This window comes from Pseudomonas sp. BP01 (assembly GCF_022760795.1).
Lineage (GTDB): Bacteria > Pseudomonadota > Gammaproteobacteria > Pseudomonadales > Pseudomonadaceae > Aquipseudomonas > Aquipseudomonas putida_Q.
Genome location: NZ_JAFBKA010000010.1, coordinates 42,960 through 69,296, shown reverse-complemented (window position 1 = coordinate 69,296; position 26,337 = coordinate 42,960). Strand labels below are relative to the sequence as shown.

Sequence of the window (26,337 nt, the reverse complement as noted above, 5' to 3'; positions counted from 1 at the left end):
CAGCCCACGCAACAAAGGACTAGCTGTCGCTTGCGGCCCCCAGCTTGGTTATACTTCCCGGCTTTCCCGAATAAATGCACAGGGTCCCGCCGCGCATGGATAAGACCTACCAGCCGCACGCTATCGAAACTTCCTGGTACAACACCTGGGAGTCCGAGAACTATTTCGCCCCACAAGGTGCAGGCGAGTCCTACACCATCATGATCCCGCCGCCCAACGTGACCGGCAGCCTGCACATGGGCCACGGGTTCAACAACGCGATCATGGATGCCCTGATCCGTTTCCGCCGCATGCAAGGCCGCGACACCCTGTGGCAGCCAGGTACCGACCACGCCGGTATCGCCACCCAGATGCTGGTCGAGCGCCAGCTCGAAGCCAAGGGCCAGAACCGGCATGACCTGGGCCGCGAAAAGTTCCTGGAAAAGGTCTGGGAATGGAAGGACCAGTCCGGCGGTAATATCAGCCGCCAGATCCGCCGCCTGGGCTCGTCGGTAGACTGGAGCCGCGAGCGTTTCACCATGGACGACGGCCTGTCCGAAGCAGTCAAGGAAGCTTTCGTGCGCCTGCATGACGACGGCCTGATCTACCGCGGCAAGCGCCTGGTCAACTGGGACACCAAGCTGCACACGGCCATCTCCGACCTCGAAGTGGAAAACCACGACGAAAAAGGTCACCTGTGGAACCTGCGCTACCCGCTGGCCGACGGCGCCAAGACCGCCGAGGGCCTGGACTACCTGGTGGTTGCCACCACCCGCCCGGAAACCCTGCTGGGTGACGCGGCCGTTGCGGTCAACCCCAATGACGAACGCTACCAGGCACTGATCGGCAAATTCGTCGAACTGCCGCTGGTTGGCCGCCGCATCCCGATCATCGCCGACGATTACTGCGACCCCGCGTTCGGTACCGGCTGCGTGAAGATCACCCCGGCTCACGACTTCAACGACTACGAAGTCGGCAAGCGCCACAACCTGCCGCTGCTGAACATCTTCGACAAGAACGCCTTCGTGCTGGCCAGCGCCCAGGCCTTCAACCTCGACGGCAGCGTCAACGAGCAGGTCGACACCCGCCTGCCGGCCCAGTACGCCAACCTCGACCGCTTCGTCGCGCGCAAGCAGATCGTTGCCGACCTGGACGCCCAGGGCCTGCTGGTGAGCATCGACGACCACGCCCTGAAAGTGCCGAAAGGCGACCGTTCGGGCACCGTCATCGAGCCGTGGCTGACCGATCAGTGGTACGTCTCCACCAAGCCGCTGGCAGAACCTGCCATCGCTGCCGTGGAAGATGGCCGCATCCAGTTCGTGCCCAAGCAGTACGAGAACATGTATTTCTCCTGGATGCGTGACATCCAGGACTGGTGCATCAGCCGCCAGCTGTGGTGGGGCCACCGCATCCCGGCGTGGTACGACGAGGCCGGCCAGGTCTACGTTGGCCGCGACGAAGCCGAAGTGCGTGCCAAGCACAACCTGGGCGCTGACGTGGCCCTGCGCCAGGACGACGACGTACTCGACACCTGGTTCAGCTCGGGCCTGTGGACCTTCTCCACCCTGGGCTGGCCGGAACAGACCGAGTTCCTCAAGAAGTTCCACTCCACCGATGTGCTGGTGACCGGCTTCGACATCATCTTCTTCTGGGTTGCGCGCATGATCATGCTGACCATGCACCTGATCAAGAACGAAGACGGCACCCCGCAGGTACCGTTCAAGACCGTGTACGTGCACGGCCTGGTACGGGACGGCCAGGGCCAGAAGATGTCCAAGTCCAAGGGCAACGTCCTCGACCCGCTGGACATCGTCGACGGCATTACCCTCGACGCCCTGCTGGAAAAACGCACCAGCGGCATGATGCAGCCCAAGCTTGCCGAGAAGATCGCCAAGCAGACCAAGGCCGAGTTCCCCGAAGGTATCGCCAGCTACGGCACCGACGCCCTGCGCTTCACCTTCTGCTCGCTGGCCTCCACTGGCCGCGACATCAAGTTCGACATGGGCCGCGTCGAAGGCTACCGCAACTTCTGCAACAAGATCTGGAACGCCGCACGCTACGTGCTGGACAAAGGCGAAGACTGCGGCCAGAACGGCGAAGCCTACGAACTGTCGCTGGCTGACCGCTGGATCATCTCGCAGCTGCAGCGCACCGAAGCCGAAGTGACCCGCCAGCTGGAGCAGTTCCGCTTCGACCTGGCCAGCCAGGCACTGTACGAGTTCATCTGGAACCAGTACTGCGACTGGTACCTTGAGCTGTCCAAGCCGGTACTGTGGGACGAAAACGCCCCGGTCGAGCGCGCCCGCGGCACCCGCCGCACCTTGGTGCGCGTACTGGAAGTGGCGCTGCGCCTGGCGCACCCGTTCATGCCGTTCATTACCGAAGAAATCTGGCAGCGCATCGCGCCGCTGGCCGGTATCGAAGGCAAGACCATCATGCTGCAGGCGTGGCCGGTGGCCAATGAAAGCCGCATCGACGTGGCTGCCGAAGGCGACATCGAGTGGCTGAAGGAACTGATGGTCGGCCTGCGCAATATCCGCGCCGAGATGAACATCGGCCCGGGCAAGCCGCTGCCGCTGTTCCTGAAGAACGCCAACGCCGACGACCAGCGCCGCCTGCAGGAAAACGAAGCGCTGCTGAAGAAGCTGGCCAAGGTCGAGTCCTTCACCGTCCTCGGCGATGCCGACGAAGCGCCGCTGTCGGCTACTGCCCTGGTCGGTGACCTGCAGGTGCTGGTGCCCATGGCCGGCCTGATCGACAAGGATGCCGAGCTGGCGCGCCTGAACAAGGAAATCCAGCGCCTGCAAGGCGAAGTGCAACGTGTTGGCGGCAAGCTGTCCAACGCCGCCTTCGTCGACAAGGCACCGCCTGCGGTGATCGAGAAGGAACGGGCCAAGCTGGCCGAGTCCGAACAGGCCCTGGCCAACTTCACCGAGCAGCATGCGCGGATTGCTGCGCTGTAACAATCTGATAGACCGCTGGGGCCGCTTTGCGGCCCTCTCGCGACACAAGGCCGCTCCTACAGGGACGGCGCCGGATTGAAGGGCGCCGCTATCCTGTAGGAGCGGCCTTGTGTCGCGAAAGGGCTGCAAAGCAGCCCCACGGCCTGCAACACCGGATCCGACCATGACTGAAAAACCCACCCTGCACCCGCGCAACCGCCACCAGGGCCGTTACGACTTTTCCAGCCTGATCAAGGCCCACCCTGACCTGGCCCGCTTCACCATCACCAACCCCCATGGCAAACCCAGCATCGACTTCGCCAACCCCGAAGCCGTGCGGGTGTTCAACCGTGCCCTGCTCAAGGCCCAGTACGGCATCCAGCACTGGGACATTCCCGCCGACTACCTGTGCCCGCCCATTCCCGGCCGCGCCGACTACATCCACGTGGCCGCCGACTTGTTGGCCGACGACAATGCGGGTGAGATCCCCAAGGGCGCCCAGGTGCGTGCGCTGGACATCGGCGTTGGCGCCAACTGCATTTACCCGCTGTTGGGGTACAGCGACTACCGCTGGCGCTTCCTCGGCTCGGACATTGACCCGGTGGCCCTGGCCTCGGCCAAGGCCATCGTCCAGGCCAATGGCCTGGGCAAGGCCATCGCCCTGCGCCAGCAAACCAACCGCACGCATATCCTCAGCGGGTTGCTGCAGGACGACGACCGCTTCGACCTGACCCTGTGCAACCCGCCCTTCCATGCCTCGCGCGAGGAAGCCACCCGAGGCAGCCAGCGCAAGTGGAAGAACCTTGGCAAGCAGGACCCCAAGCGCAAGTTGCCGGTGCTGAACTTCGGCGGCCAGAACAATGAACTGTGGTGTGAAGGCGGTGAAATCCGCTTTGTCACCCAACTGGTTGGCGAAAGCGTGCAATACGCCGAGCAGGTCTTGTGGTTCACCAGCCTGGTATCCAAGGCCAGCAACCTGCCGGGCATTGAGGCTGCGCTGCGCAAAGCAGGCGCGAAGGCGGTGCGCATCAATGAAATGGGCCAGGGCCAGAAGCAGAGCCGCATGGTCGCCTGGAGCTTTCAGGACCAGGCCGCGCGGCAGGCCTGGCATACCCGGCGTAAATCCCAGGCATGAAAAAACCGCGCCTGGGCAAGCCAGGCGCGGTTTTTTGTCAACGCTTCAACAATTACTTGTTGATGGCGTCGGTCAGCACTTTGGCTGGAACGAACTTGACGACTTTCTTGGCAGCGATTTCGATGGCAGCGCCAGTCGAAGGGTTGCGGCCGGTACGGGCAGGACGCTCGGAGACTTTCAGCTTGCCGATGCCTGGCAGAGTGATTTCAGCGCCGTTTTCCAGCTGGTCGGCAACGATCTGGCCCAGTTGCTCCAGAGCGTTTTTAGCGGTGGCTTTTGGCGCGGCGATCGATTCGGCGATGTCGGCAATCAGTTGGTCTTTGGTCAATGCCATGGTGATGTTCCTTCCCTATCAAATTCGATGGTTATGCAGCGAACTACGACGTTATCGGGCCAGCCCCTTACAGTGGAGGGCCGCGCCAATCGCGTATGTAGATACGTAAATCGGCGTTTGGTTCGACACGACGACAGCACGCTGCCAGCACTGCGCCACACGAGGGGCGCAAGACCGCGCAAAACTACCACAGGAATGGATAAATATCCGCTGCGCACTTCGATTTAATGCAGGTTTTTCGGGGGTTTTAGCCTAAAGCGCACAAAACTGAACAAAAAACGAACAACCGACATATCTGCCAACATACGGCCACTGCATCACCTTGTGTCTAGGGTAAACTTGACGCCTTTTGCAGCTCGCCGAGAATCCCATGCCAATCCGTCATTGCATCGTTCACCTGATCGACAAAAAGCCCGATGGCAGCCCCGCTGTATTGCATGCCCGCGACGCCGAGCTGGCGGCTTCCGATGCCATCGAAAACCTGCTGGCTGACCTCAACGACAGTTACAACGCCAAGCAGGGCAAGGCCTGGGGGTTCTTCCACGGTGAGTCTGGGGCCTATCCGCTGAGTGGCTGGCTGAAGCAGTACCTCGACGAGGAAAAGGACTTCACGGCCTTTAGCCGTGTGGCCGTGGAGCACCTGCAAAAGCTGATGGAAGAGTCCAACCTGTCCACCGGCGGCCACACCCTGTTTGCCCACTACCAGCAAGGCATGACCGAGTATCTGGCGATTGCCCTGCTGCACCACAGCGAAGGCGTGGCAGTGAACGCCGAGCTTGATGTGACGCCTTCGCGCCACCTCGACCTTGGCCAGCTGCACCTGGCAGCGCGCATCAACCTGTCGGAATGGAAGAACAACAAAAGCTCCAAGCAGTACATTTCGTTCATAAAGGGCAAGAACGGCAAAAAGGTCTCGGACTATTTCCGCGACTTCATCGGCTGCCAGGAAGGTGTCGACGGCCCAGGCGAAACCCGCACCCTGCTCAAGGCCTTCAGTGACTTCGTCGAGAGCGAAGACCTGCCGGAAGAGTCCGCCCGCGAAAAGACCCAGACCCTGGTCGAGTACGCTACCACCCAGACCAAGCTGGGCGAGCCGGTGACGCTGGAAGAGTTGTCCAGCCTGATCGACGAAGACCGGCCCAAGGCGTTCTACGACCATATCCGCAACAAGGATTACGGTCTGTCTCCGGAAATCCCGGCAGACAAACGCACCCTCAACCAGTTCCGCCGCTTCACCGGGCGTGCCGAGGGGCTGTCGATCAGCTTCGAGGCGCACTTGCTGGGCGACAAGGTGGAGTATGACGAGGCGGCAGGCACACTGATCATCAAGGGCCTGCCTACTACGCTGGTGGACCAGCTGAAGCGGCGCAAGGATTGAGGGCCTTGGGGCTGCTTTGCAGCCCATCGCGACACAAGGCCGCTCCTACAAGATTCGCGATCCCATGTATGAACGGCCTTAGTGGGCAGCGGTGCGATAGGAAGCTACAAGCGCTTCCTTGGCCGACTTGCGCAGCCGCTTCACCAACCGTTCCTGGCGCAACGCCTCGCCTTTGTCGGGCCATTGCTCCACATACACCAGCGCCTGCGCCGGGCTGGTCTTGAAGTAACGCGCGCCCTGCCCTTTCTGATGCGCGGCAAACCGACGCTGCGGGTCATCACTGATGCCACAGTACAACGAGCCGTTGGCAGCCCTTACCAGGTAGACATACCAGGGTTTGCCAACCACCGTTTCCACGACATCACTCACCCTGGGCCTGCTGGAATGCGCGCAACCCCTTGAATGCCTGCAAGCGCACCTTGTTCTGCACCAATGGCGACCAGCCCAGCAACATACCCGGCACACCCAGAGCCTGGCGCGACCAGCGCCACAGGTCGAAGGTGTCGTCATGCTGGCAGATCAACCCATCGCGAATGACAAACCGTGCCTGGATGTCGTTGACCACAACGCGGCCGGTCTGGCTGAACAGGTAGGTCGCCACCCAGTGCGCGCCGCCACTGCGCTCGTCGGCGCGCACACTGTCGAATGCGAGGGTGAAGTCTTTGGCGCGGGCGGTGAGCATGCGCCACATGTCCCCTGCATCCTTGCCGCGCAGGGTGCCGAAAACCGGGTCGCTGAAAACGATATCGTCGCTGTAGCAGGCCACCATAGCCTCGGCGTCCAGGCGCTGGAAGGCCTGGTAGAAACGGGTGATCAGGTCGCGGTTGGCGTCACTCATGGGGCAGGTCCGTCCTGGGCTCGAAAGCAGCACGATAATCTGCCCCGATGGCTTATGCCAGTCTCAAACTTTTTCGCTGGTCACCTGTACATGCAACGCCCGCCCGGCACCCAGCCCGAACACGATTGCACCTACCCCCAGCACAGCAAAGATCCACCCTACTGCTGCCCAGCCCCCGGTCAGGTCATGCACCAGGCCCACCGCAAATGGCCCCATCGACGCCAGGGTATAACCTACCCCTTGGGCCATGCTCGAGAGGTTCGCGGCCACATGGGCATCTTTCGAGCGCAGCACAATCAAGGTCAGCGCCAGGGAAAAGGTTCCGCCCTGCCCCAGGCCCAACACCACGGCCCATCCCCACAGCCCGGACAACGGTGCATACAGGCAACCGAACAGGCCAGCCAGGGTAATCAGCATGACCAGCACGATCGCCAGCCGCTGGTCCTTGCCACGGGTGGCCAGCCAAGGCGCACTGAGCGAGCTGACCAGTTGCACGATCACCGACCCCGACAATACCAGGCCCGCCTCGGTCGGGCTCAGGCCGCGGCCGATGAGGATCGATGGCAACCAACCGAACACGATGTAAGCCAGCGACGACTGCAGGCCCATGTACAGGGTCACCTGCCAGGCCAGCGGGTCACGCCACAGGCCACGCACGCGATAGGCCACCTTGTGCAGGCCATGCCCCTGCCGGGCCTGCGGCAGCCATACCAACATGGCCAGCAACGCCGGCAGCACCCAGAAGCCCAGCCCCACGGCCCAGCTACCCCCGAAATGCTGGGCCAAAGGCACAGTCGCCCCTGCCGCCATGGCAGCCCCGAGGCACAGCGCCATGGTGTACACGCCAGTCAACGTGCCCGCGTGCTGTGGAAAGTCGCGTTTGACGATGCCCGGCAACAGCACGCCGATGATGCCGATGCTGGCCCCCGCCATCAGGCTGCCGAGGAACACCCCGATAGCCCCAAAGGTGCTGCGTACCACGATGCCAAGCGCCAGGGTGAGGAGGATGCCTAGCACCACCCGCTCGCTGCCAAAGCGCCGCGCCAGCACCGGCGCCAAGGGGGCGAACAGGCCAAGGCAGAGCACGGGCAAGGTGGTCAGCAAGCCAGCTTGCGAAGCATTCAGCCCCAGGCCCTCGGACACCTGCGCCAGCACCGGAGCCATGCTCGACAGCGCCGGGCGCAGGTTCAATGCAACCAGCACCAGGCCAAGCAGCAATAGCCAGGGCCGCCGCAACACCACAGGCTGTTGCTGAACCTGCTCGTCGTCAGCTTCAGCGTCGATCAGCAGCTCATCAAGGTCCCGCTCGTTGCGCGGGGTGTTACGGGTAATGGATTCAGCCATGGCCTTCTCGGAGTCAGGATTCGATGAGGGTACGGCTCAGGCGCTTGGCCCGCTCCGCATCACGTTGTTCGATGGCGTCGAGGATTTGCCCATGCAGATCGAACGTGGCCTGGCAACGCGGCACGGTCGCCATGTTGTGCTGCAGGGCGGCAGCCACCACACCGGAAAAGTACCGGTACAGCTCGCTTAATGCCGGGTTGTGGGCGGCATCGACCAGCCGCTGGTGAAACACCAGGTCACACGCTACATAGGTATCGACATCCCCGTGGAAGTGCCCGGCACTGCCGACCAAGGCATCGCGCAGCGCTTGCAGGTCGGCATCGGTACGGCGCAACGCCGCCAGGCCGATGGCCTCGGTTTCCAGGATGTGGCGGGTTTCACGGGCCTGCTCCGGGCTGCAACGGGACATGGCCTGCACCGCCTGCAAGGGGTCCTGCGCCGTGCGCAGGTAACTGCCGTCGCCTTGGCGAATTTCCACGAGGCCACTGAAGGCCAGCACGCGCATGGCCTCACGCACGGTGTTGCGGCTAATGCCTAGTTGAAGGGCCAGCTCCGGCTCGGTCGGCAAACGCTGGCCGACTTGCCAATCGCCCATCACGATGCGCTCGCGCATGCGCTCCACGGCCAGCTCGACCAGAGAACGCTTGGTCAACTCGGTACTCATCTCACTCAACCAATCATCCGATGAATTCGCACAGCTTACGGGATACCGGGCAACCCCGCAAACCACCTGGTATTTCTGCCAGTTGTGAACAAACCCCTTTGTTGCAACGCTCGTGGCGTACTTTCAAGGATGTACTTACATGCGACTAGCGAGCCTGCTGTTACTGCTGTTTCTGGCCATGCTGCCAGGTTGCGATCCGGCCAAACACCCGAGCCGCCCCAAAGCCTTGTTCATCGGGGTCGACGGTGTGCAGTTGGAGCAATACCTGCAGTTGGGCGACGCCACCAACCTGAAACAACGGCTGTACTACGGCAAGGCGTACACGGGGGGGATCAGTGGCAAATCCAGCGAGCAACGCACCCTGAGCGGCCCCGGCTGGGCCACCTTGCTGACCGGCGTGTGGAGCAACAAGCATGGCGTTGACTCTGACGCCGACTCGCAACGCATAAACCCGGCGTTCCCCAGTCTGTTCAAGCGGCTACGCCAAGCCTTCCCCAATGCCTACCTCTCCAGCATCGTCAACTGGTCCCCCATCAACACGGCATTCTTGCTGGAGGACGCCCATGGCGCCGACGTACGCGAAAGTGGTTTGTCGGATGAACAAGTGATCGAGCGAACGCTGCATGTCCTGGGCAACACACCCGCAGACTTCACCTTTATTCAACTGGACGAACCTGACCAGATCGGCCATGACAGGGGTCACGGCGAGCACTATCAGCAGGCATTGCGCAAGGCCGACAGCCAGATCGGGCGGTTATTGGACAAGGTAGATAAGCGACGTCGCATGTTCCCGCAGGAAGACTGGCTGGTAGTCGTCAGCACCGACCACGGTCGGGATTATTGGGGGAAAGGCCATGGCAGCGCTTCAGAGCAGGAAAAGAGCATCTTCATCGCCAGCAACAAGCCGTTGAATCAGGAGCTGACCACTCCGAGCATTCCTGCGGAAATGCCTGGGCCCAACAACCTGTACGGGCTACCCGCACAGACCTCGGTAGCGCCCACGGTGCTGCGCCACATGGGCCTCAAGCTGCAGCCGGAATGGCTACTGGACGGCACGCCTTTACTGGGCAAGACCGGTGTACGCAAGGCTCGGGCCGATGAGAGCAAAAGCCGGCTGCGCTGGAACAGCAACGCCAATGGCTATCTGACGATTATCAAGAACGGGCATGTGGTTGCCCAGGTTGCGGCTAGAGACGGGCAATGGACTGATCCGCAGGGGATGGGGCAGCAGAACGATTACGTGCTGGTGCTTGATGGCACACCGGCGGCGGTGCGCAACCGGCCGGAGGCCAAGGCTTTTGTGATCGAACAGCGTAGCTATTAGATGCTGTGGGAGCGGGCTTGCGCAACGAATGGGAGCACGCGGTGCCTGGCACCGGCTTTGCCGGTGTTCGCGGGACAAGCCCGCTCCCACAGGGCCCCTGCTAAATCAAAGAGTTAGCGGTTGCTCCGTGGCAGCGCAGGGCTACTAACCTTGTCAGCTCAACGCATCGAGCAGCGCCTGGTTCATCTCTGGCGTGCCGATGGTAATACGCAGGAACTGGGCAATGCGTGGCTGCTTGAAGTGGCGCACGATCACACCTTGCTCGCGCAGACGTGCAGCCAGCTCGCCGGCATCCTGCTGCGGGTGGCGAGCGAAGATGAAGTTGGCGGCCGAGGGCAGTACCTCGAAGCCCTTGGCCTCAAGCTGCCCGACCAACACTTCGCGGCTGTCGATCACCTTGCGGCAGGTTTGCTCGAAGTACTCGCGGTCTTCGAACGCCACCGCCGCGCCAACGATCGCTGCACGGTCCAGCGGATAGGAGTTGAAGCTGTTCTTGATCCGCTCCAGCGCCTCGATCAGGTCCGGGTGCCCGACCGCCAGACCCACCCGCAGGCCGGCCAGCGAGCGCGACTTCGACAGGGTCTGGGTCACCAGCAGATTGTCGTAGCGGTCCACCAGGCTGATGGCCGTCTCGCCACCGAAATCAATGTAGGCCTCATCGACCACCACCACCGAGTCACGGTTGGCCTGCAGCAGCTGCTCCACCGCCTGCAGCGGCATCAGGCAGCCAGTCGGCGCGTTGGGGTTGGGGAAGATGATGCCGGCGTTGGGCTTGCTGTAGTCCTCGATGCGAATCTGGAACTGCGCGTCCAGCGCCACCTGCTCGAAGGCAATACCGTACAGGCCACAATAGACCGGGTAGAAGCTGTAGCTGATGTCCGGGAACAACAGCGGTGCATCATGCTGGAACAGGCCGTGGAAAATGTGCGCCAGCACCTCGTCCGAGCCGTTGCCGACAAACACTTGCGCCGGGGTCACGCCGTAGTACTCGGCAACCGCCTGCTTCAGCCGGTCGCCGTTCGGGTCCGGGTACAGGCGCAGGTTGTCGTTCAGCTCGCCACGCATGGCCTCCAGCGCCTTGGGCGACGGGCCGTAGGGGTTTTCATTGGTGTTGAGCTTGACCAGACGGGCCAGCTTGGGTTGCTCGCCCGGTACGTAAGGCACCAAATCCTTGACGAAGGGGCTCCAGAATCGACTCATGCTCAGTTCCCCTTCTCTTGGGTCAGGATACGGTATTCAGCACTGCGTGCGTGGGCGGTCAGCGACTCGCCACGGGCCAGGACCGAAGCGGTATGACCCAGCTCGGACGCGCCCTGCTCGGAGCAGAAGATGATCGACGAACGCTTCTGGAAGTCATACACCCCCAGCGGCGACGAGAAACGCGCGGTGCCGGAGGTAGGCAGCACGTGGTTGGGGCCAGCGCAGTAATCGCCCAGCGCTTCGCTGGTGTGGCGGCCCATGAAAATCGCGCCAGCATGGCGAATGTGCGGCAGCCAGGCTTGCGGGTCGGCCACCGACAGCTCCAGGTGTTCCGGGGCGATGCGGTTGGCCACATCCATGGCCTGCTGCATGTCACGCACCTGGATCAGTGCACCACGGCCATTGATCGACTTCTCGATGATCTCGGCACGCTCCATGGTCGGCAGCAGCTTGCCGATGCTGGCAGCAACGCGGTCGAGGAACGCGGCATCCGGGCTGACCAGGATGGCCTGGGCGTCTTCGTCGTGCTCGGCCTGGGAGAACAGGTCCATGGCGATCCAGTCCGGATCGGTCTGGCCGTCGCATACCACCAGGATTTCGGACGGCCCGGCGATCATGTCGATGCCGACCTGGCCGAACACATGGCGCTTGGCAGTGGCGACGTAGATGTTGCCCGGGCCGACGATCTTGTCCACCTGCGGCACGGTTTCGGTGCCGTACGCCAGCGCAGCGACTGCCTGGGCACCGCCGACGGTGAACACGCGGTCCACGCCGGCGATGCAGGCGGCCGCCAGCACCAGTTCGTTGACCTCGCCACGCGGGGTTGGCACCACCATCACCACTTCGGCCACGCCGGCAACCTTGGCCGGGATGGCGTTCATCAGCACCGACGACGGGTACGACGCCTTGCCGCCCGGCACATACAGGCCAGCACGGTCCAGCGGGGTGACCTTCTGGCCCAGCACCGTGCCGTCGGCCTCGGTGTACTGCCAGGAGTCCTGCTTCTGCCGCTCGTGGTACATGCGCACACGGTTGGCGGCCTTTTCCAGGGCTTCGCGCTGCACCGGGGTAATGCGGGTCAGGGCCAGCTCAAGGCGCTCGCGGCCAAGAATCAGGTCATCGATGCTGTTGGCGGCAACGCCGTCGAAACGCTGGGTGAACTCCACCAGTGCCGCATCGCCGCGCTCGCGCACGCCCTTGATGATGTCGAGCACGCGCTGGTTGACCGCGTCATCGGACACACTTTCCCAGCTCAGCAGATGATCCAGATGTCGGGCGAAATCCGGATCGGCAGCGTTGAGACGGGCAATTGCAGTGGACACGGTCATGGCGAGGGCCTCGATTATTAGCGAATGCTCAGGCGCCCTAGGCTACCAGTCCATCCGCGCGGGCACCCGAGAAAAGTGGCTATGACGCGGATAGACGGGCGCGACAGCGAAGGTCGCGCGCAGGGAGTCAGCCGCGGTGTCGCGATTCGACTGCTTGACGCAGCGTGTCGATCAGGCTCTGGATACGGGCGTGCTGCATTTTCATGGAGGCCTTGTTGACCACCAGGCGCGAGCTGATCGTGGCGATCAGGTCCTGGGGCTCCAGGCCGTTGGCACGCAGGGTGTTGCCGGTGTCGACCACGTCGATGATCTTGTCGGCGAGGTTGATCAGCGGTGCCAGTTCCATCGAACCATACAGCTTGATGATGTCGACCTGGCGGCCCTGTTCGGCATAGTAGCGCTTGGCTACGTTGACGAACTTGGTGGCCACGCGCAGGCGGCCCTTGGGCTCGGGCGCGCCGACCACACCGGCAGTCATCAGCTTGCACTGGGCAATCTGCAGGTCCAGGGGTTCGTACATACCTTGGCCGCCGTACTCCATCAGCACGTCCTTGCCGGCCACACCCAGGTCAGCGGCACCATGCTCGACATAGGTCGGCACGTCGGTGGCACGCACGATCAGCAGGCGCACATCGTCCTGCGTGGTGGGGATGATCAGTTTGCGGCTCTTGTCCGGGTTCTCGGTCGGCACGATACCGGCCTCGGCCAGCAACGGCAGGGTATCGTCGAGGATACGGCCTTTGGAAAGCGCGATGGTCAACATTGGAACGTCGGTCCTTAAGCGGCTGCTGCCGGCCAGGTCATCGACCTGGCCGCATTCAATTCGAAAGGTGCATCCTTGCACCTGCGGGCGATTAGCCCGGTACGCGGCGGATTTTCGCGCCGAGCATCTGCAGTTTCTCTTCGATGCACTCGTAACCACGGTCGATGTGGTAGATGCGGTCGATCAGGGTATCGCCTTCGGCAACCAGCGCCGACAGCACCAGGCTGGCGGATGCACGCAGGTCGGTGGCCATCACTGGGGCGCCTTTGAGCGACTTCACGCCAGTGACGATGGCAGTGTTGCCTTCGACCTGGATCTGCGCGCCCATGCGGTGCATTTCGTAAACGTGCATGAAGCGGTTTTCGAAGATGGTCTCGATCACCGCGCCAGTGCCTTCGGCAATGGCGTTCAGGGAAATGAACTGCGCCTGCATGTCGGTCGGGAACGCCGGGTACGGGGCGGTACGCAGGTTGACGGCCTTTGGCCGCTTGCCATGCATGTCCAGCTCGATCCAGTCGTCGCCGGTGTTGATGTCGGCACCGGCTTCCTTGAGTTTTTCCAGCACGGCTTCAAGGATGGTCGGGTCGGTGTCCTTGACCTTGACGCGGCCACCGGTCACAGCAGCAGCAACCAGGTAGGTACCGGTCTCGATGCGGTCCGGCATCACGCGGTAGCTGGCCGAGTGCAGGCGCTCGACGCCATCGATGGTGATGGTGTCGGTACCGGCGCCCTGGACGTTGCCGCCCATGGCATTGATGAAGTTGGCCAGGTCGACCACTTCAGGTTCGCGCGCGGCGTTCTGCAACACGCTGCGCCCCTTGGCCAGGGCAGCGGCCATCATGATGTTCTCGGTACCGGTCACGCTGACGGTGTCGAAGAAGAAGTGCGCGCCGCGCAGGCCACCTTCAGGCGCCTTGGCCTTGATGTAGCCACCTTCCACTTCGATCTTCGCGCCCATGGCCTCGAGGCCACGGATGTGCAGGTCGACAGGGCGCGAACCGATGGCGCAACCGCCGGGCAGGGCCACTTCGGCTTCGCCGAAACGTGCGACCATCGGGCCCAGCACCAGGATCGAGGCGCGCATGGTCTTGACCAGCTCGTAAGGCGCGACCAGGGTCTTGATGGTGCGCGGGTCGATTTCCACCGACAGCTTTTCGTCGATCACAGGCTCGATGCCCATGCGGCCGAACAGCTCGATCATGGTGGTGATGTCGTGCAGGTGTGGCAGGTTGCCCACGGTGACCGGGCCATCGGCCAGCAGGGTCGCCGCCAGAATCGGCAGGGCTGCGTTCTTCGCGCCCGAAATGCGGATCTCGCCGTCAAGGCGAGCGCCGCCAGTAATAATCAGTTTGTCCATTGGAGTCTCGCCGCCAAGTTGGCTCAGGTGCGCTCAGCCCAGGCTGCGCTGCTGAAAAATTTCATGGTTACCGCATGGATGCTGCCATTGGCGATCCACGGGTTCAGGTGAGCGTAGATCGCCTGCTGACGTTTGACCGGGCTCAGGCCAGCCAACTCGTCGCTGATCACGTTCAACTGGAAGTTGCAGCCTTCGCCTTCAACTTCGACCCGGGAACCGGGCAATTTCTCTTCAAGGAAGCTTTTAACTTCTAGGGCCTGCATGCTCAACCTCAATCGGCGCCCGATGCGCACGGGTCGGCCATCATACAAAAAAGCCCCTCGCCTGCGAAGCCCAACGAGGGCTTCGCTGACCGAGGGGCCATCATCCGTGCCGGGCCATCAGGTTGCCAGCACTTCATCAAGGTCATAGACCTCGGCAATTTCCCGCATGTCTTCGGGCATGCCACGCACTTCGCACGCCTTGCCGGTAGCCTGAGCATCGCGAATGTACGCCAGCAACAGCGACAGGCCGACGCTCGACGACTTTTCGACAGCCGAGCAATCCAGTACCAGGCGTGGCTCGCGCGAACTGTCGATCAGCGCCTTGCCTTGCTTGCGCAGGGCCGGGCCGCTGCGGTAGTCCAGCACCCCGGCCAGGCGCAGCACGCCCGGCTCGGCCATGCTCACAGCAGCATCACTCATTTGACGGTCTTCTCCGGAGAGCTGTCGGCTGCCTGCTTGGCCTTGGCCACTTCGCCGGCCCAGCCGTCGATGGTCTTGTCCAGGTTGTTGCCGTTGCGCTGCATGGCATCGGCGAACTGGTCACGGAACAGCTTGCCGATGTTGATACCGTTGACAATGACGTTACGTACCTTCCACTCGCCACCGATGTTTTCCAGGGTGTATTGCACCGGGTACACGGCACCGTTGTTGCCGGTGACCTTCATGCCGACGCTGGCGCGCTTGCCGTCATCGGCCTTGGCCGGGTCGACGACAATGCCCTGGTTGTTGTATTCGAGCAGCGCGTTGCCATAGAACTGCATCAGGCTGCGCTTGAAGTTTTCCTGGAAGCGCTGCATCTGCTCAGGGGTGGCCTTGCGCGAGTACTTGACGGTCATGATGCTGCGGGAAATACCGTCTGCGTCCACCACCGGCCCAAGAATGCGGTTCAGTGATTCATAGAAGGCGTTGGGGTTGGACTTGTACTGCTCCTTGTTGGCCTTGAGGTCGCCGAGCAGTTCATTGGTGGTGCCCTGGACCACATCGTGCGGTGTCTGCGCAGCCATGGTCAGCAAGGGGAAGGTCGCCAGCAGGACCAGCAAGCCACGTCGCAGGATCGAAATCATGGAAACTCCTTAATTAGCCGGTTGCGCTTCTTTCGGTTCCTTGCCAACAGAGTTGAGCAGGAACTTGCCAATCAGATCTTCCAGCACCAGTGCCGACTGGGTGTCGTGGATGGTCGCGCCGTCCTTGAGCACTTCGTCTTCACCGCCCACGCTGATGCCGATGTACTTCTCGCCAAGCAACCCGGCGGTCAGGATCGAGGCAGTGGAGTCGGTCGGCAGGTTGTCCACCGATTTGTCCAGCTGCAGCGTCACCCGACCGGTGTAGGAATCACGGTCCAGATCGATGGCGGTAACCTTGCCGATGGTCACACCGGCCATGGTCACTTTAGCTCTGACCGTCAAACCAGCGATATTGTCGAAGTAGGCATAAACTTTATAGGTATCGCTGCTCGGGCTGGCCGACAGCCCGCTGACACGCAGGGCCAGCAGCAGCAGCGCCAGGATCCCGGCCAGGAGGAACAGGCCGACACCGATTTCCAGGGTGCGGTTTTGCATCAGAAATCTCCAAACATCAAGGCGGTCAGAATAAAGTCCAGACCCAGCACTGCCAACGAGGCATAGACCACGGTCTTGGTGGTGGCACGGCTGATCCCCTCTGAGGTGGGCTCACAGTCGTACCCCTGGAATACGGCAATCCAGGTTGTGACGAAGGCAAACACCAAGCTCTTGACCAGCCCGTTGAGCACGTCGTCAGTGAAAGAAACACTGTTCTGCATGTTGGCCCAGAACGAGCCCTCGTAGACGCCCAGCCAGTCCACGGCCACCCACGAGCCGCCCCAGATACCGACCACGCTGAAGATCAGCGCCAGCAGCGGCAGCGAGATGAAGCCGGCCCACAGGCGCGGCGCGACGATGTACTTGAGCGGGTCGACGCCGATCATTTCCAGGCTCGACAGCTGCTCGGTGGACTTCATGTTGCCGATTTCGGCGGTCAGCGCGGAACCTGCACGGCCGGCGAACAGCAACGCCGTTACCACCGGGCCGAGCTCACGCAGCAGGGTCAGGGCAACCATCTGCCCCACCGCCTGCTCCGAGCCGTACTTGGTCAGGATGCTGTAGCCCTGCAGCGCCAGCACCATGCCGATGAACACCCCGGACACGACAACGATCGCCAGCGACAGCACGCCTACCGAGTACAGCTGCTTGGTCAGCAGCTGGAAGCCGCCGCCGATGCCGCCACGGCCGACCAGCGCATGGAACAGGAACAGGCAGGAGCGCCCCAGTACCGCCAGCACGTCGATTGCCGAACGCCCCAGCAGGCGGACACGTTCGAGTAAGGATTTTCTGCGCATCAACGCGCCCCCAGCAGGTCGGCGCGGTAGTCAGGCGCAGGAAAGTGGAAGGGTACCGGGCCGTCCGGGTCGCCCTTCATGAACTGGCGAATGCGAGGGTTGTCCGAGCCCATCAGCTCGTCGGGCGTCCCCTGGCCCAGCACCTGGCCGTCGCCTACCACGTAGATGTAGTCGGCGATGCTGGCGGTTTCCGCCAGGTCGTGGGAAACGACGATGCTGGTAATGCCCAAGGCATCGTTGAGCAGGCGAATAAGGCGCACCAGTACGCCCATGGCGATCGGGTCCTGGCCGACGAACGGTTCGTCGTACATGAGGATCTGTGGGTCCAGGGCAATTGCCCGGGCCAGCGCCACACGGCGCTTCATGCCACCGGACAACTCGTCCGGCATCAGGTCGATGGCACCACGCAGGCCCACGGCCTGCAACTTCATCAGCACAATGTCGCGGATCATTTCGTCCGACAGCTGGGTGTGCACGCGCAGCGGGAATGCGACGTTCTCGAACACGTCGAGGTCGGTGAACAGCGCGCCGCTCTGAAACAGCACGCCCATCTGTTTGCGGGCGTCGAACAGGTCGCTGCGCGACAGCGTCGGCAGGTTCTGGCCAGCAACCCATACCTCACCACCGGAGGGGCGCAGTTGCGCACCCATCAGGCGGAGCAACGTGGTCTTGCCGCAACCCGATGGTCCCATGATGCCGGTGACCTTGCCGCGCGGGATGCGAATGTCGACGTTGCTGAAAATGCTGCGCGAACCGCGTTTGAAGGTAAGCCCCTTCAACTCGACCGCGTAGGCGCTATCCACACTCATCTAGACTCCTTGCTAGTGCAGCCTCGTCCTAGTGGACGCCGGCCTCCATCAGGAAGGCACAAGCGCCCCCGGCAGGCCGAATCGCGGCGAACTATAGCACCGCTGACGGCGCCGCCCCAAGGCCGGACAAGCAGTCGTTCAGCCCTGTGACAGGCTTTGGTGACATTCGCTACAGCAATCGAAGGGTGAGGGTTTTCGTCATTACGCGTATAATCGCGACCTTTTCATCATGCATTGATTACTCGACATGAGCCAATCCAGCGAGCTGATCCAATCCGCCCAACGCACTTTACGCCTGGAACTCGAGGCCGTAGAGGGCCTGCTGGCGCGCATCGACGACAGTTTCGTCAACGCCTGCGAACTGATCCTGGCCAGCAAGGGCCGGGTGGTCGTGGTCGGCATGGGCAAGTCCGGGCATATCGGCAACAAGATCGCCGCCACCCTGGCCAGCACCGGTACGCCGGCGTTTTTCGTGCACCCGGCTGAAGCCAGCCATGGCGACATGGGCATGATCACCCGCGATGATGTCATCCTTGCCCTTTCCAACTCCGGCAGCACAGCCGAAATCGTCACCCTGCTGCCACTGATCAAGCGCCTGGGCATCAAGCTGGTCAGCCTGACCGGCAACCCGGACTCGCCCCTGGCCCAGGCCGCCGAGGTCAACCTCGACGCCCGCGTCGAGCAAGAGGCCTGCCCACTGAACCTCGCACCCACCTCCTCCACCACGGCATCGCTGGTGCTGGGCGACTGCCTGGCCATCGCCCTGCTCGAAGCCCGCGGTTTCACCGCCGAAGACTTTGCCTTCTCGCACCCGGGCGGTGCACTGGGCCGTCGCCTGTTGCTCAAGGTCGAAAACGTGATGCACAGCGGCGACGAGCTACCCCAGGTAGCCCGCGGCACCCTGCTCAAGGATGCGCTGTTTGAAATGTCCCGCAAAGGTTTGGGCATGACCGTGATCGTCGAAGCCGACGGCACGCTGGCCGGGATCTTCACCGACGGCGACCTGCGCCGCAGCCTGGACCGCAACATCGACATACACACTACCCTGATCGATCAGGTCATGACCGTGCACGGCAAAACGGCCCGCGCCGAAATGCTCGCTGCCGAAGCCCTGAAGATCATGGAAGACCACAAGATCAACGCACTGGTGGTGGTGGACCGCGAGGACCGCCCGACCGGTGCCCTGAACATGCACGACCTGCTGCGCGCCGGTGTAATGTAAGGAGCGATGGAATGAACCAGGACCTCATGCAACGCGGCAAAGCCATCAAGCTGGCAGTGTTCGATGTGGACGGCGTGCTCACCGACGGGCGCCTGTACTTCCTCGAAGACGGCAGCGAGTTCAAGACCTTCAACACCCTCGACGGCCAGGGCATCAAGATGCTCATGGCCTCGGGCGTGACCACCGCGATCATCAGCGGGCGCAAAACCCCTGTGGTCGAGCGCCGGGCGAAAAACCTCGGCATCCCGCACCTGTACCAGGGCCGCGAGGACAAATTGGTCGTGCTTGACGGCCTGCTCGCCGAACTGGGCCTAGGCTATGATCAAGTGGCCTACCTGGGCGATGACCTGCCTGACCTGCCGGTCATTCGCCAGGTAGCATTGGGCATGGCCGTGGCCAACGCCGCACCGTTTGTTCGCCAGCACGCCCACGGCGTGACCCAGGCACGCGGCGGCGAAGGCGCTGCCCGTGAATTTTGCGAACTGATCATGCAGGCCCAGGGCACCCTGGACGCTGCCAACGCCAATTACCTGTAAGGCTGCCCATGTTCAGCAAGAAAGCCCGCAATATTGCGCTGCTAGCAGTGATCGCCGCCCTGGTGGCTGCGGTCGGCTACTGGAATGTCAGCCCGGAAAGCTTCCTCGACAAGCCAGTGGCCCAGGTCGACGAAAGCGCCATCGACTACTATGCGATCAACGCCCACAGCGTGCAGTTCCTGCCTGATGGCAAGCTGCAGTACGAAATGACCGCCGACAAGGTCGAGCACCTCAAGGCCAGCGAAATCACGTTGCTGACGACGCCTGACCTGCACCTGTACCGCGGCACCGAATACCCGTGGCACGTACAGAGCATCCGCGCCGAGGTCAACCCGGACGGCACCGAGGTCGAACTGATCGACAAGGTACGGATTGCCCGCACCGACGAAAAACAGCGTGAAACCATTATTACCAGCTCACGCATGACGGTGTTCCCGCAGAAGCAATATGCGCAGACCGAGCAAGCCGTTAGAATCGACGGCGCCGGTGGCACGACTACAGGCAAAGGAATGAAAGCGTATTTGAAAGAAAGCAGGATGGACCTGCTCTCTAACGTAAGAGGACAGTATGAGGCTCGTTAAAACCCTCCCCCTTTTGCTCAGCCTGAGCGCAGCACTGGGAAGCGCGAGCGCCTTCGCACTGCCAAATGACCGTGATCAGCCGATCCGCATCCAGGCCGACCAGGCCCACCTGGATGACAAGCAAGGCGTAGCCACCTACACCGGCGACGTGGTCATTACTCAGGGCTCGATGATGATCAAAGGCAACACCGTCACCATCACCCGCTCCGCTTCCGGCGACATCGATGTGGTGACTTCGGTGGGCAACCTGGCCTACTTCGAGCAGCAACAAAGCGCGGCCAAACCAGACAAGATGAAAGGCTGGGGCGTGACCATTCAGTACCAGGCGCTGAAAGACCTGGTGATTCTCACTGACCGCGCCAAGGTCGAGAGCGAAGGCAACACCACCGAAGGCGAGAAGATCGTCTACAACACCCAGACCCAGGTGGCGACCGCCGGTCGTGGTGGCAACGTGACTACACCGCGTCAGCGTATCGACATGGTGATCCAGCCCAAGAAGAAGGCCGAGTAAATGGCAACCCTCAAAGCCCAGCACCTGGCCAAGAGCTACAAGGGGCGGCAGGTCGTACGTGATGTCAGCCTGTCGATCGACAGTGGCCAGATCGTCGGCCTGCTCGGCCCCAACGGCGCCGGCAAGACCACCTGCTTCTACATGATTGTCGGGCTGGTCCAGGCCGAGCAGGGGCGCGTGCTCATCGACAACCTCGATGTCAGCCACCAGCCCATGCACGGCCGCGCCCGTGCTGGCATCGGCTACCTGCCGCAGGAAGCCTCGATCTTCCGCAAGCTGTCGGTGGCCGACAACATCATGGCCATCCTCGAGACCCGCAAGGACCTCGACCGCGACGGCCGCCGCAAGGAACTGGAAAGCCTGCTGCAGGAGTTCCACATCAGCCACATTCGCGACAACCTCGGCATGAGCCTGTCCGGTGGTGAACGCCGCCGCGTCGAGATTGCCCGCGCCCTGGCGACCGCACCCAAGTTCATCCTGCTGGACGAACCATTCGCCGGTGTCGACCCGATCTCGGTCGGCGACATCAAGCAGATCATCCACCATCTCAAGGCCAAGGGTATCGGTGTGCTGATTACCGACCACAACGTGCGCGAGACCCTGGATATCTGCGAAACCGCCTATATCGTCAATGATGGCCGGCTGATCGCCGAAGGCGACGCCGAAACCATCCTGGCCAACGACCTGGTCAAAGAAGTTTACCTGGGTCACGAGTTCCGGCTCTGACCCCGGCATGCGCCTGGAGCACTGGCAAATAGCCGTGAAACCGCGGGTAAAGTTGTTACGGTGCTCTAGGCAAACGCTACAATTTAAGGCATAAAACTTGCTTGATCTGGCGCCCAGGCGCCCTCGTGTAGTGGATGGCGCGTGCGCGCCGGCGAACAAGGTACCAAGCCCCTGCCATGAAACCATCGCTCGTCCTAAAAATGGGCCAGCAACTGACGATGACACCTCAGTTGCAACAGGCCATCCGTCTGCTCCAGCTTTCCACCCTGGACCTCCAACAGGAAATCCAGGAAGCGCTGGAGTCGAACCCGATGCTCGAACGTCAGGAAGACGGCGAGGACTTCGACAACAGCGACCCGATGGCGGACAACGCCGAGAACAAGCCGGCAGCCGAAGCCCAGGACAACAGCTTCCAGGAAAGCACCGTCAGTGCCGACAACCTGGAAGACGGTGAGTGGGGCGAGCGCATCCCCAACGAGCTTCCGGTCGACACCGCCTGGGAAGACATCTACCAGACCAGCGCCAGCAGCCTGCCGAGCAACGATGACGACGAGTGGGACTTCACCACCCGCACATCGGCCGGCGAAAGCCTGCAAAGCCACTTGCTGTGGCAACTGAACCTGGCGCCGATGTCCGACACCGACCGCCTGATCGCCGTTACCCTCATCGACAGCATCAACGGCCAGGGCTACCTGGAAGACACCCTTGAGGAAATCTGCGCCGGTTTCGACCCGGAGCTGGATATCGAGCTGGACGAGGTCGAAGCGGTGCTGCACCGCATCCAGCAGTTCGAACCGGCCGGCGTCGGCGCCCGCAACCTGGGTGAATGCCTGCTGCTGCAACTGCGCCAGCTACCTGCCAATACCCCGTGGATGACCGAAGCCAAGCGCCTGGTCACCGATTTCATCGACCTGCTCGGCAGCCGTGACTACACCCAGCTGATGCGGCGCATGAAAATCAAGGAAGACGAGCTGCGCCAGGTCATCGAGCTGGTACAAAGCCTCAACCCGCGCCCAGGTTCGCAGATCGAGTCCAGCGAGCCAGAGTACGTGGTGCCCGACGTCATCGTGCGCAAAGACAGCGACCGCTGGCTGGTGGAGCTGAACCAGGAAGCCATCCCGCGCCTGCGGGTCAACCCGCAATACGCAGGCTTTGTGCGCCGCGCCGACACCAGTGCCGACAACACCTTCATGCGCAACCAGTTGCAGGAAGCGCGCTGGTTCATCAAGAGCCTGCAAAGCCGCAACGAAACGCTGATGAAGGTTGCCACGCAGATCGTCGAGCACCAGCGCGGTTTCCTCGACCATGGTGACGAGGCGATGAAACCGCTGGTGCTGCACGACATCGCCGAGGCGGTAGGTATGCACGAGTCGACCATCTCTCGGGTTACCACGCAGAAATACATGCATACACCGCGTGGCATCTACGAACTGAAATACTTTTTCTCCAGCCACGTCAGCACCTCCGAAGGCGGAGAATGCTCGTCCACGGCGATCCGCGCGATCATCAAGAAACTTGTTGCAGCGGAAAATCAGAAAAAGCCATTGAGTGACAGCAAGATCGCTGGTTTACTGGAGGCACAAGGCATCCAGGTAGCCCGTCGCACCGTCGCCAAGTACCGCGAGTCCCTCGGCATCGCACCGTCGAGCGAGCGCAAGCGACTGATGTAGCCCCTGAGATGTGCCACAGCGTTTGTGGGGCAGGTGCAAGACCTGCCTCTTTATGCACGGGCAATAAAGGAGAAGCTGTATGCAAGTCAATATCAGTGGACAGCATGTAGAAGTCACCCAGCCACTGCGCGATTACGTGCTTGAAAAGCTCGCCCGCGTGGAAAGTCACTTCGACAAGATCACCAACGTGCAGGTCATCATGAAAGTCGAGAAGCTGCAGCAGAAGGTCGAAGCGACCCTGCAGATTCCTGGCGGTGAAGTGGTTGCCAATGCCGAAGACCAAGACATGTATGCAGCAATCGACGCCTTGGCCGACAAGCTCGACCGCCAACTGAAAAAACACAAGGAAAAACAGCAAAGCCTGCTGCAAGGTGCAGCTGCCCGCTGATCCCCCTCATCCATGATCCGACTTGAAACCATCCTGACCCCCGGCCGTTCCCTCGTGAACGTGCCGGGCGGCAGTAAGAAGCGCGCCCTTGAAAAGGTCGCCACCGTCATCGCCGAACAAGTGCCAGAGCTGGAGATGCAAGACGTCTTCGAAAAACTGGTCGCCCGGGAAAAACTCGGCTCGACCGGTTTCGGCAATGGCATCGCCATCCCCCACTGCCGGCTTGAAGGATGTTCCGCCCCGGTCAGCGCCCTGCTGCACCTCGAAGCCCCTATCGATTACGACGCCATCGATGGCGCGCCTGTGGACCTGCTGTTCGTCCTGCTGGTGCCTGAAGCTGCCACCGATGCGCATCTGGAACTGCTGCGCCAGATTGCCAGCATGCTCGATCGCAAGGAGGTTCGTGATCGCTTGCGTGCCGCCAGCAGTAACGAGGCCCTGTTCCAGGTTGTCCTGGACGTACAGAACGAGCACTGAACATGCGCCTGATCATTGTCAGCGGCCGGTCCGGCTCCGGCAAGAGCACCGCCCTCGATGTCCTGGAAGACAACGGTTTCTATTGCATTGACAACCTGCCCGCCGGGCTGCTGCCGGAGCTGGCGGAAGAGGCGCTGATCAACACCGAACTGCTGCAACCGAAGGTTGCCGTGTCGATTGACGCACGTAACCTGCCCAGCCACCTGACGCGCTTCCCCGAATTGCTCGAAGAAGCCCGCGCGCGCAACATCCAGTGCGATGTGCTGTTCCTGGATGCCGACGAAGACATGCTGCTCAAGCGCTTCTCGGAAACCCGCCGACGCCACCCACTGACCAATGCCAACCGCTCGCTGGCCGAAGCGATTCGCGTCGAGAGTGAGCTTTTGGGCCCGATCGCCGACCTGGCCGACCTGAAGATCGACACCACCAACCTGAACCTGTATCAGCTGCGTGATTCGATCAAGCTGCGTCTGCTTAACCAACCCGAGCCTGGCACTGCGTTCCTGGTCGAGTCCTTCGGTTTCAAGCGCGGCATGCCGGTGGATGCGGACCTGGTGTTCGATGTGCGCTGCTTGCCCAACCCTTACTGGAAGGCCGAGCTGCGCGAGCACTCCGGCCTCGAACAGCCGGTAATCGACTACCTGGGCGCACAACCGGATGTCGAAGACATGTTCAACGACATTTCCAGCTACCTGCTCAAGTGGCTGCCCCGCTTCGCCGCCAGCAACCGCGCCTACGTCACCATTGCCATCGGCTGCACCGGCGGCCACCACCGCTCGGTGTACATCACCGAGCGCCTTGGCCAGTTGCTGCAGCAATCCCTGAAAAACGTCCAGGTCCGCCACCGCGACCTCTAGCCCAAGGATCCGCCCCACGATGCCCGCCCGCGAAATCACCATTATCAACAAGCTGGGCCTGCATGCCCGGGCGGCAGCCAAGTTCGTCGGCGTGGCGGGCCGCTTCCCCTGCCAGGTGCGCGTTGGCCGTGCGCCAGACAAGCTGGTGGATGGCAAGAGCATCATGGCGGTGATGATGCTGGCGGCCGGCAAAGGCACCCAGGTGCACCTGCATACCGAAGGCGAGCAGGACAACGACGCCATGGATGCGCTGGTCGAGCTGATCAACAACTTCTTCGACGAAGGCGAATAAAAGCCAGCACGATCCTTGTTGGAGCGGCCTTGTGTCGCGAGAGGGCTGCAAAGCAGCCCCAGGATTTGAGCAACAATGCACAAGTTGCCGGGGCCGCTTTGCGGCCCTATCGCGACACAAGGCCGCTCCCACAGGGAACACGCAAACCTGATAATGAATCAGGACATCGCTGTATCCATCACCATCATCAGGCAGAAGCCAATACATAGCCCCAGGCTGGCCAGACGATGATGGCCGTTGCTGCGCGATTCCGGGATGATCTCCTGGGTCACCACCAGCAGCATCGCCCCCGCCGCGCAGGCCAGGCCCAGCGGCAGCAGCAGTTCGGCGACGTTTACCAGCCAGGCGCAAATCACTGCGGCCACCGGTTCGACCAAACCTGACGCTGCGCCGATCAGGAAGGCTTTGAAGCGCGCCATGCCCGCCCCGGCCAGCACCAGCGCAATCACCAGCCCCTCAGGCACGTCCTGCAACGCAATGCCCATCGCCAGGCTGTCGGCGTCGGCCATGCCACCACCGGCCGATACTCCGATGGCCATGCCTTCGGGGATGTTGTGCGCAATGATGGCAATGACAAACAGCCAGATACGCGCAGCAATCACCGGCTGATTGCCGGTGCCGACCAGCGCTTCCGGGGAGGCGCCAGACACCTTGAGGTCAACCAGAAACAGGCACAGCGCACCGAACAGCAAGCCAAAGCTGATCAGGCCACCCGCACCCCAAGGGCTGAAACCGATGGACTGGGCCGCGTCCAACCCCGGGATGATCAGGGAAAACGCGGTAGCCGCCAGCATCACGCCGGCGCCGAAGCCCAGCAGTGTGTCGGCCAGCGCCACCGGCATGTTGCGAATGACCAGTACCGGTACCGCCCCCAGCGCCGTCCCCAGTGCGCACAATGCGCCGCCCTCCAGGGCGCGCAACATGCGTGGCTCCAGGTCCAGCCAGGCAAGGCCGCGCGCTACCAACAGCGCAGTGCCCGCCAGCAAAAGCAAAGTCCCAAGCGCCAGACGAAACAGGCGCACACTGCTGACAGACATCACTTCAGAGCGCATACCGGTCCGAC

Annotated in this window: 30 protein-coding genes; 14 read left to right on the top strand and 16 right to left on the bottom strand. The window is 62.2% G+C overall.

Features of this window, described 5'->3' with window-relative positions; translation table 11 throughout:
- Window positions 1–95 precede the first annotated feature (95 nt).
- Both JOY50_RS11250 and rlmF read left to right on the top strand, forming a co-directional pair.
- Entirely contained in the window at window positions 96–2,942 is a 2,847-nt protein-coding gene (locus tag JOY50_RS11250; protein ID WP_132843942.1) for a valine--tRNA ligase, read from the top strand.
- A 163-nt stretch (window positions 2,943–3,105) separates the two neighbouring features.
- Window positions 3,106–4,056, top strand: coding sequence for a 23S rRNA (adenine(1618)-N(6))-methyltransferase RlmF (gene rlmF, locus JOY50_RS11245; RefSeq protein WP_243055185.1), 951 nt, complete (start codon window positions 3,106–3,108; stop codon window positions 4,054–4,056).
- 52 nt (window positions 4,057–4,108) lie between these two features.
- On the opposite strand, the gene JOY50_RS11240 is transcribed toward rlmF, so the two are convergent.
- Window positions 4,109–4,390, bottom strand: coding sequence for an HU family DNA-binding protein (locus JOY50_RS11240; protein ID WP_003255106.1), 282 nt, complete (start codon window positions 4,388–4,390; stop codon window positions 4,109–4,111).
- A gap of 370 nt (window positions 4,391–4,760) precedes the next feature.
- Here JOY50_RS11240 and yejK point away from each other — a divergent pair, with 370 nt between their 5' ends.
- On the top strand, window positions 4,761–5,768 hold the full coding sequence (gene yejK, locus JOY50_RS11235; protein WP_019471351.1) for a nucleoid-associated protein YejK: 1,008 nt from the start codon (window positions 4,761–4,763) through the stop codon (window positions 5,766–5,768).
- 78 nt (window positions 5,769–5,846) lie between these two features.
- On the opposite strand, the gene JOY50_RS11230 is transcribed toward yejK, so the two are convergent.
- From JOY50_RS11230 to JOY50_RS11215, 4 genes are all read right to left on the bottom strand, one after another.
- A complete protein-coding gene (locus JOY50_RS11230; RefSeq protein WP_019471352.1) occupies window positions 5,847–6,137 on the bottom strand; it encodes a GIY-YIG nuclease family protein in 291 nt (96 codons plus the stop codon).
- Window positions 6,130–6,606: a nuclear transport factor 2 family protein gene (locus JOY50_RS11225; RefSeq protein ID WP_019471353.1), complete on the bottom strand. Its 477-nt coding sequence runs from the start codon at window positions 6,604–6,606 to the stop codon at window positions 6,130–6,132. The genes JOY50_RS11230 and JOY50_RS11225 overlap by 8 nt, the downstream gene beginning before the upstream one ends.
- 63 nt (window positions 6,607–6,669) lie before the next feature.
- The gene (locus JOY50_RS11220; protein WP_132843949.1) at window positions 6,670–7,950 is read right to left on the bottom strand and encodes an MFS transporter; all 1,281 of its coding nucleotides are present in this window, start codon (window positions 7,948–7,950) and stop codon (window positions 6,670–6,672) included.
- Window positions 7,951–7,963: 13 nt separating this feature from the next.
- Window positions 7,964–8,614: a FadR/GntR family transcriptional regulator gene (locus JOY50_RS11215; RefSeq protein WP_243055184.1), complete on the bottom strand. Its 651-nt coding sequence runs from the start codon at window positions 8,612–8,614 to the stop codon at window positions 7,964–7,966.
- Window positions 8,615–8,753: 139 nt separating this feature from the next.
- Between JOY50_RS11215 and JOY50_RS11210 the strand changes: the two genes are divergently transcribed.
- Window positions 8,754–9,938 (top strand): alkaline phosphatase family protein, encoded by a 1,185-nt coding sequence (locus JOY50_RS11210; RefSeq protein ID WP_138737634.1) that lies wholly within the window; start codon window positions 8,754–8,756, stop codon window positions 9,936–9,938.
- 153 nt (window positions 9,939–10,091) lie between these two features.
- Here the strand turns inward: JOY50_RS11210 and hisC are convergent, their stop codons facing one another.
- The 10 genes from hisC to JOY50_RS11160 form a co-directional block, all read right to left on the bottom strand.
- Window positions 10,092–11,138, bottom strand: coding sequence for a histidinol-phosphate transaminase (hisC, locus tag JOY50_RS11205; protein ID WP_132843958.1), 1,047 nt, complete (start codon window positions 11,136–11,138; stop codon window positions 10,092–10,094).
- A gap of 2 nt (window positions 11,139–11,140) precedes the next feature.
- Window positions 11,141–12,466, bottom strand: coding sequence for a histidinol dehydrogenase (gene hisD, locus JOY50_RS11200; RefSeq protein WP_132843961.1), 1,326 nt, complete (start codon window positions 12,464–12,466; stop codon window positions 11,141–11,143).
- A gap of 127 nt (window positions 12,467–12,593) precedes the next feature.
- Window positions 12,594–13,229, bottom strand: a complete 636-nt coding sequence (gene hisG / locus JOY50_RS11195; RefSeq protein ID WP_016485050.1) for an ATP phosphoribosyltransferase — start codon at window positions 13,227–13,229, stop codon at window positions 12,594–12,596.
- A gap of 91 nt (window positions 13,230–13,320) precedes the next feature.
- Window positions 13,321–14,586 (bottom strand): UDP-N-acetylglucosamine 1-carboxyvinyltransferase, encoded by a 1,266-nt coding sequence (gene murA / locus JOY50_RS11190; protein WP_019471360.1) that lies wholly within the window; start codon window positions 14,584–14,586, stop codon window positions 13,321–13,323.
- 23 nt (window positions 14,587–14,609) lie between these two features.
- The gene (locus JOY50_RS11185; RefSeq protein WP_019471361.1) at window positions 14,610–14,849 is read right to left on the bottom strand and encodes a BolA family protein; all 240 of its coding nucleotides are present in this window, start codon (window positions 14,847–14,849) and stop codon (window positions 14,610–14,612) included.
- A 117-nt stretch (window positions 14,850–14,966) separates the two neighbouring features.
- Window positions 14,967–15,269: a lipid asymmetry maintenance protein MlaB gene (locus JOY50_RS11180; protein WP_132843964.1), complete on the bottom strand. Its 303-nt coding sequence runs from the start codon at window positions 15,267–15,269 to the stop codon at window positions 14,967–14,969.
- On the bottom strand, window positions 15,266–15,913 hold the full coding sequence (locus tag JOY50_RS11175) for a phospholipid-binding protein MlaC (protein ID WP_132843966.1): 648 nt from the start codon (window positions 15,911–15,913) through the stop codon (window positions 15,266–15,268). Before JOY50_RS11175 ends, JOY50_RS11180 begins: the two co-directional genes overlap by 4 nt.
- A 9-nt stretch (window positions 15,914–15,922) precedes the next feature.
- Complete coding sequence (gene mlaD, locus JOY50_RS11170; RefSeq protein ID WP_010952152.1) at window positions 15,923–16,408, bottom strand: outer membrane lipid asymmetry maintenance protein MlaD; 486 nt, start codon at window positions 16,406–16,408, stop codon at window positions 15,923–15,925.
- A complete protein-coding gene (gene mlaE / locus JOY50_RS11165) occupies window positions 16,408–17,205 on the bottom strand; it encodes a lipid asymmetry maintenance ABC transporter permease subunit MlaE (RefSeq protein ID WP_012270663.1) in 798 nt (265 codons plus the stop codon). Before mlaE ends, mlaD begins: the two co-directional genes overlap by 1 nt.
- Entirely contained in the window at window positions 17,205–18,014 is an 810-nt protein-coding gene (locus tag JOY50_RS11160) for an ATP-binding cassette domain-containing protein (protein WP_019471364.1), read from the bottom strand. The genes mlaE and JOY50_RS11160 overlap by 1 nt, the downstream gene beginning before the upstream one ends.
- A gap of 247 nt (window positions 18,015–18,261) precedes the next feature.
- Here JOY50_RS11160 and JOY50_RS11155 point away from each other — a divergent pair, with 247 nt between their 5' ends.
- The 10 genes from JOY50_RS11155 (at window position 18,262) to JOY50_RS11110 (ending at window position 25,274) form a co-directional block, all read left to right on the top strand.
- On the top strand, window positions 18,262–19,236 hold the full coding sequence (locus JOY50_RS11155; RefSeq protein ID WP_132843969.1) for an SIS domain-containing protein: 975 nt from the start codon (window positions 18,262–18,264) through the stop codon (window positions 19,234–19,236).
- 11 nt (window positions 19,237–19,247) lie between these two features.
- On the top strand, window positions 19,248–19,772 hold the full coding sequence (locus JOY50_RS11150) for an HAD family hydrolase (RefSeq protein WP_132843972.1): 525 nt from the start codon (window positions 19,248–19,250) through the stop codon (window positions 19,770–19,772).
- Between the two features lie 8 nt (window positions 19,773–19,780).
- Entirely contained in the window at window positions 19,781–20,353 is a 573-nt protein-coding gene (gene lptC / locus JOY50_RS11145; RefSeq protein WP_132843974.1) for an LPS export ABC transporter periplasmic protein LptC, read from the top strand.
- Complete coding sequence (gene lptA, locus JOY50_RS11140; protein ID WP_019471368.1) at window positions 20,340–20,864, top strand: lipopolysaccharide transport periplasmic protein LptA; 525 nt, start codon at window positions 20,340–20,342, stop codon at window positions 20,862–20,864. The genes lptC and lptA overlap by 14 nt, the downstream gene beginning before the upstream one ends.
- Window positions 20,865–21,590: an LPS export ABC transporter ATP-binding protein gene (lptB, locus tag JOY50_RS11135; RefSeq protein WP_003255132.1), complete on the top strand. Its 726-nt coding sequence runs from the start codon at window positions 20,865–20,867 to the stop codon at window positions 21,588–21,590.
- A 176-nt stretch (window positions 21,591–21,766) separates the two neighbouring features.
- A complete protein-coding gene (locus JOY50_RS11130; protein WP_132843976.1) occupies window positions 21,767–23,260 on the top strand; it encodes an RNA polymerase factor sigma-54 in 1,494 nt (497 codons plus the stop codon).
- Window positions 23,261–23,339: 79 nt separating this feature from the next.
- Window positions 23,340–23,648: a ribosome hibernation-promoting factor, HPF/YfiA family gene (gene hpf / locus JOY50_RS11125; RefSeq protein WP_016485037.1), complete on the top strand. Its 309-nt coding sequence runs from the start codon at window positions 23,340–23,342 to the stop codon at window positions 23,646–23,648.
- Between the two features lie 12 nt (window positions 23,649–23,660).
- Window positions 23,661–24,125: a PTS IIA-like nitrogen regulatory protein PtsN gene (gene ptsN / locus JOY50_RS11120; protein ID WP_019471369.1), complete on the top strand. Its 465-nt coding sequence runs from the start codon at window positions 23,661–23,663 to the stop codon at window positions 24,123–24,125.
- A gap of 2 nt (window positions 24,126–24,127) precedes the next feature.
- A complete protein-coding gene (gene rapZ, locus JOY50_RS11115; RefSeq protein WP_132843978.1) occupies window positions 24,128–24,982 on the top strand; it encodes an RNase adapter RapZ in 855 nt (284 codons plus the stop codon).
- Window positions 24,983–25,001: 19 nt separating this feature from the next.
- The gene (locus tag JOY50_RS11110; RefSeq protein WP_003255140.1) at window positions 25,002–25,274 is read left to right on the top strand and encodes an HPr family phosphocarrier protein; all 273 of its coding nucleotides are present in this window, start codon (window positions 25,002–25,004) and stop codon (window positions 25,272–25,274) included.
- Window positions 25,275–25,432: 158 nt separating this feature from the next.
- Here the strand turns inward: JOY50_RS11110 and JOY50_RS11105 are convergent, their stop codons facing one another.
- A complete protein-coding gene (locus JOY50_RS11105; RefSeq protein WP_019471371.1) occupies window positions 25,433–26,326 on the bottom strand; it encodes a ZIP family metal transporter in 894 nt (297 codons plus the stop codon).
- Window positions 26,327–26,337: the final 11 nt, after the last annotated feature.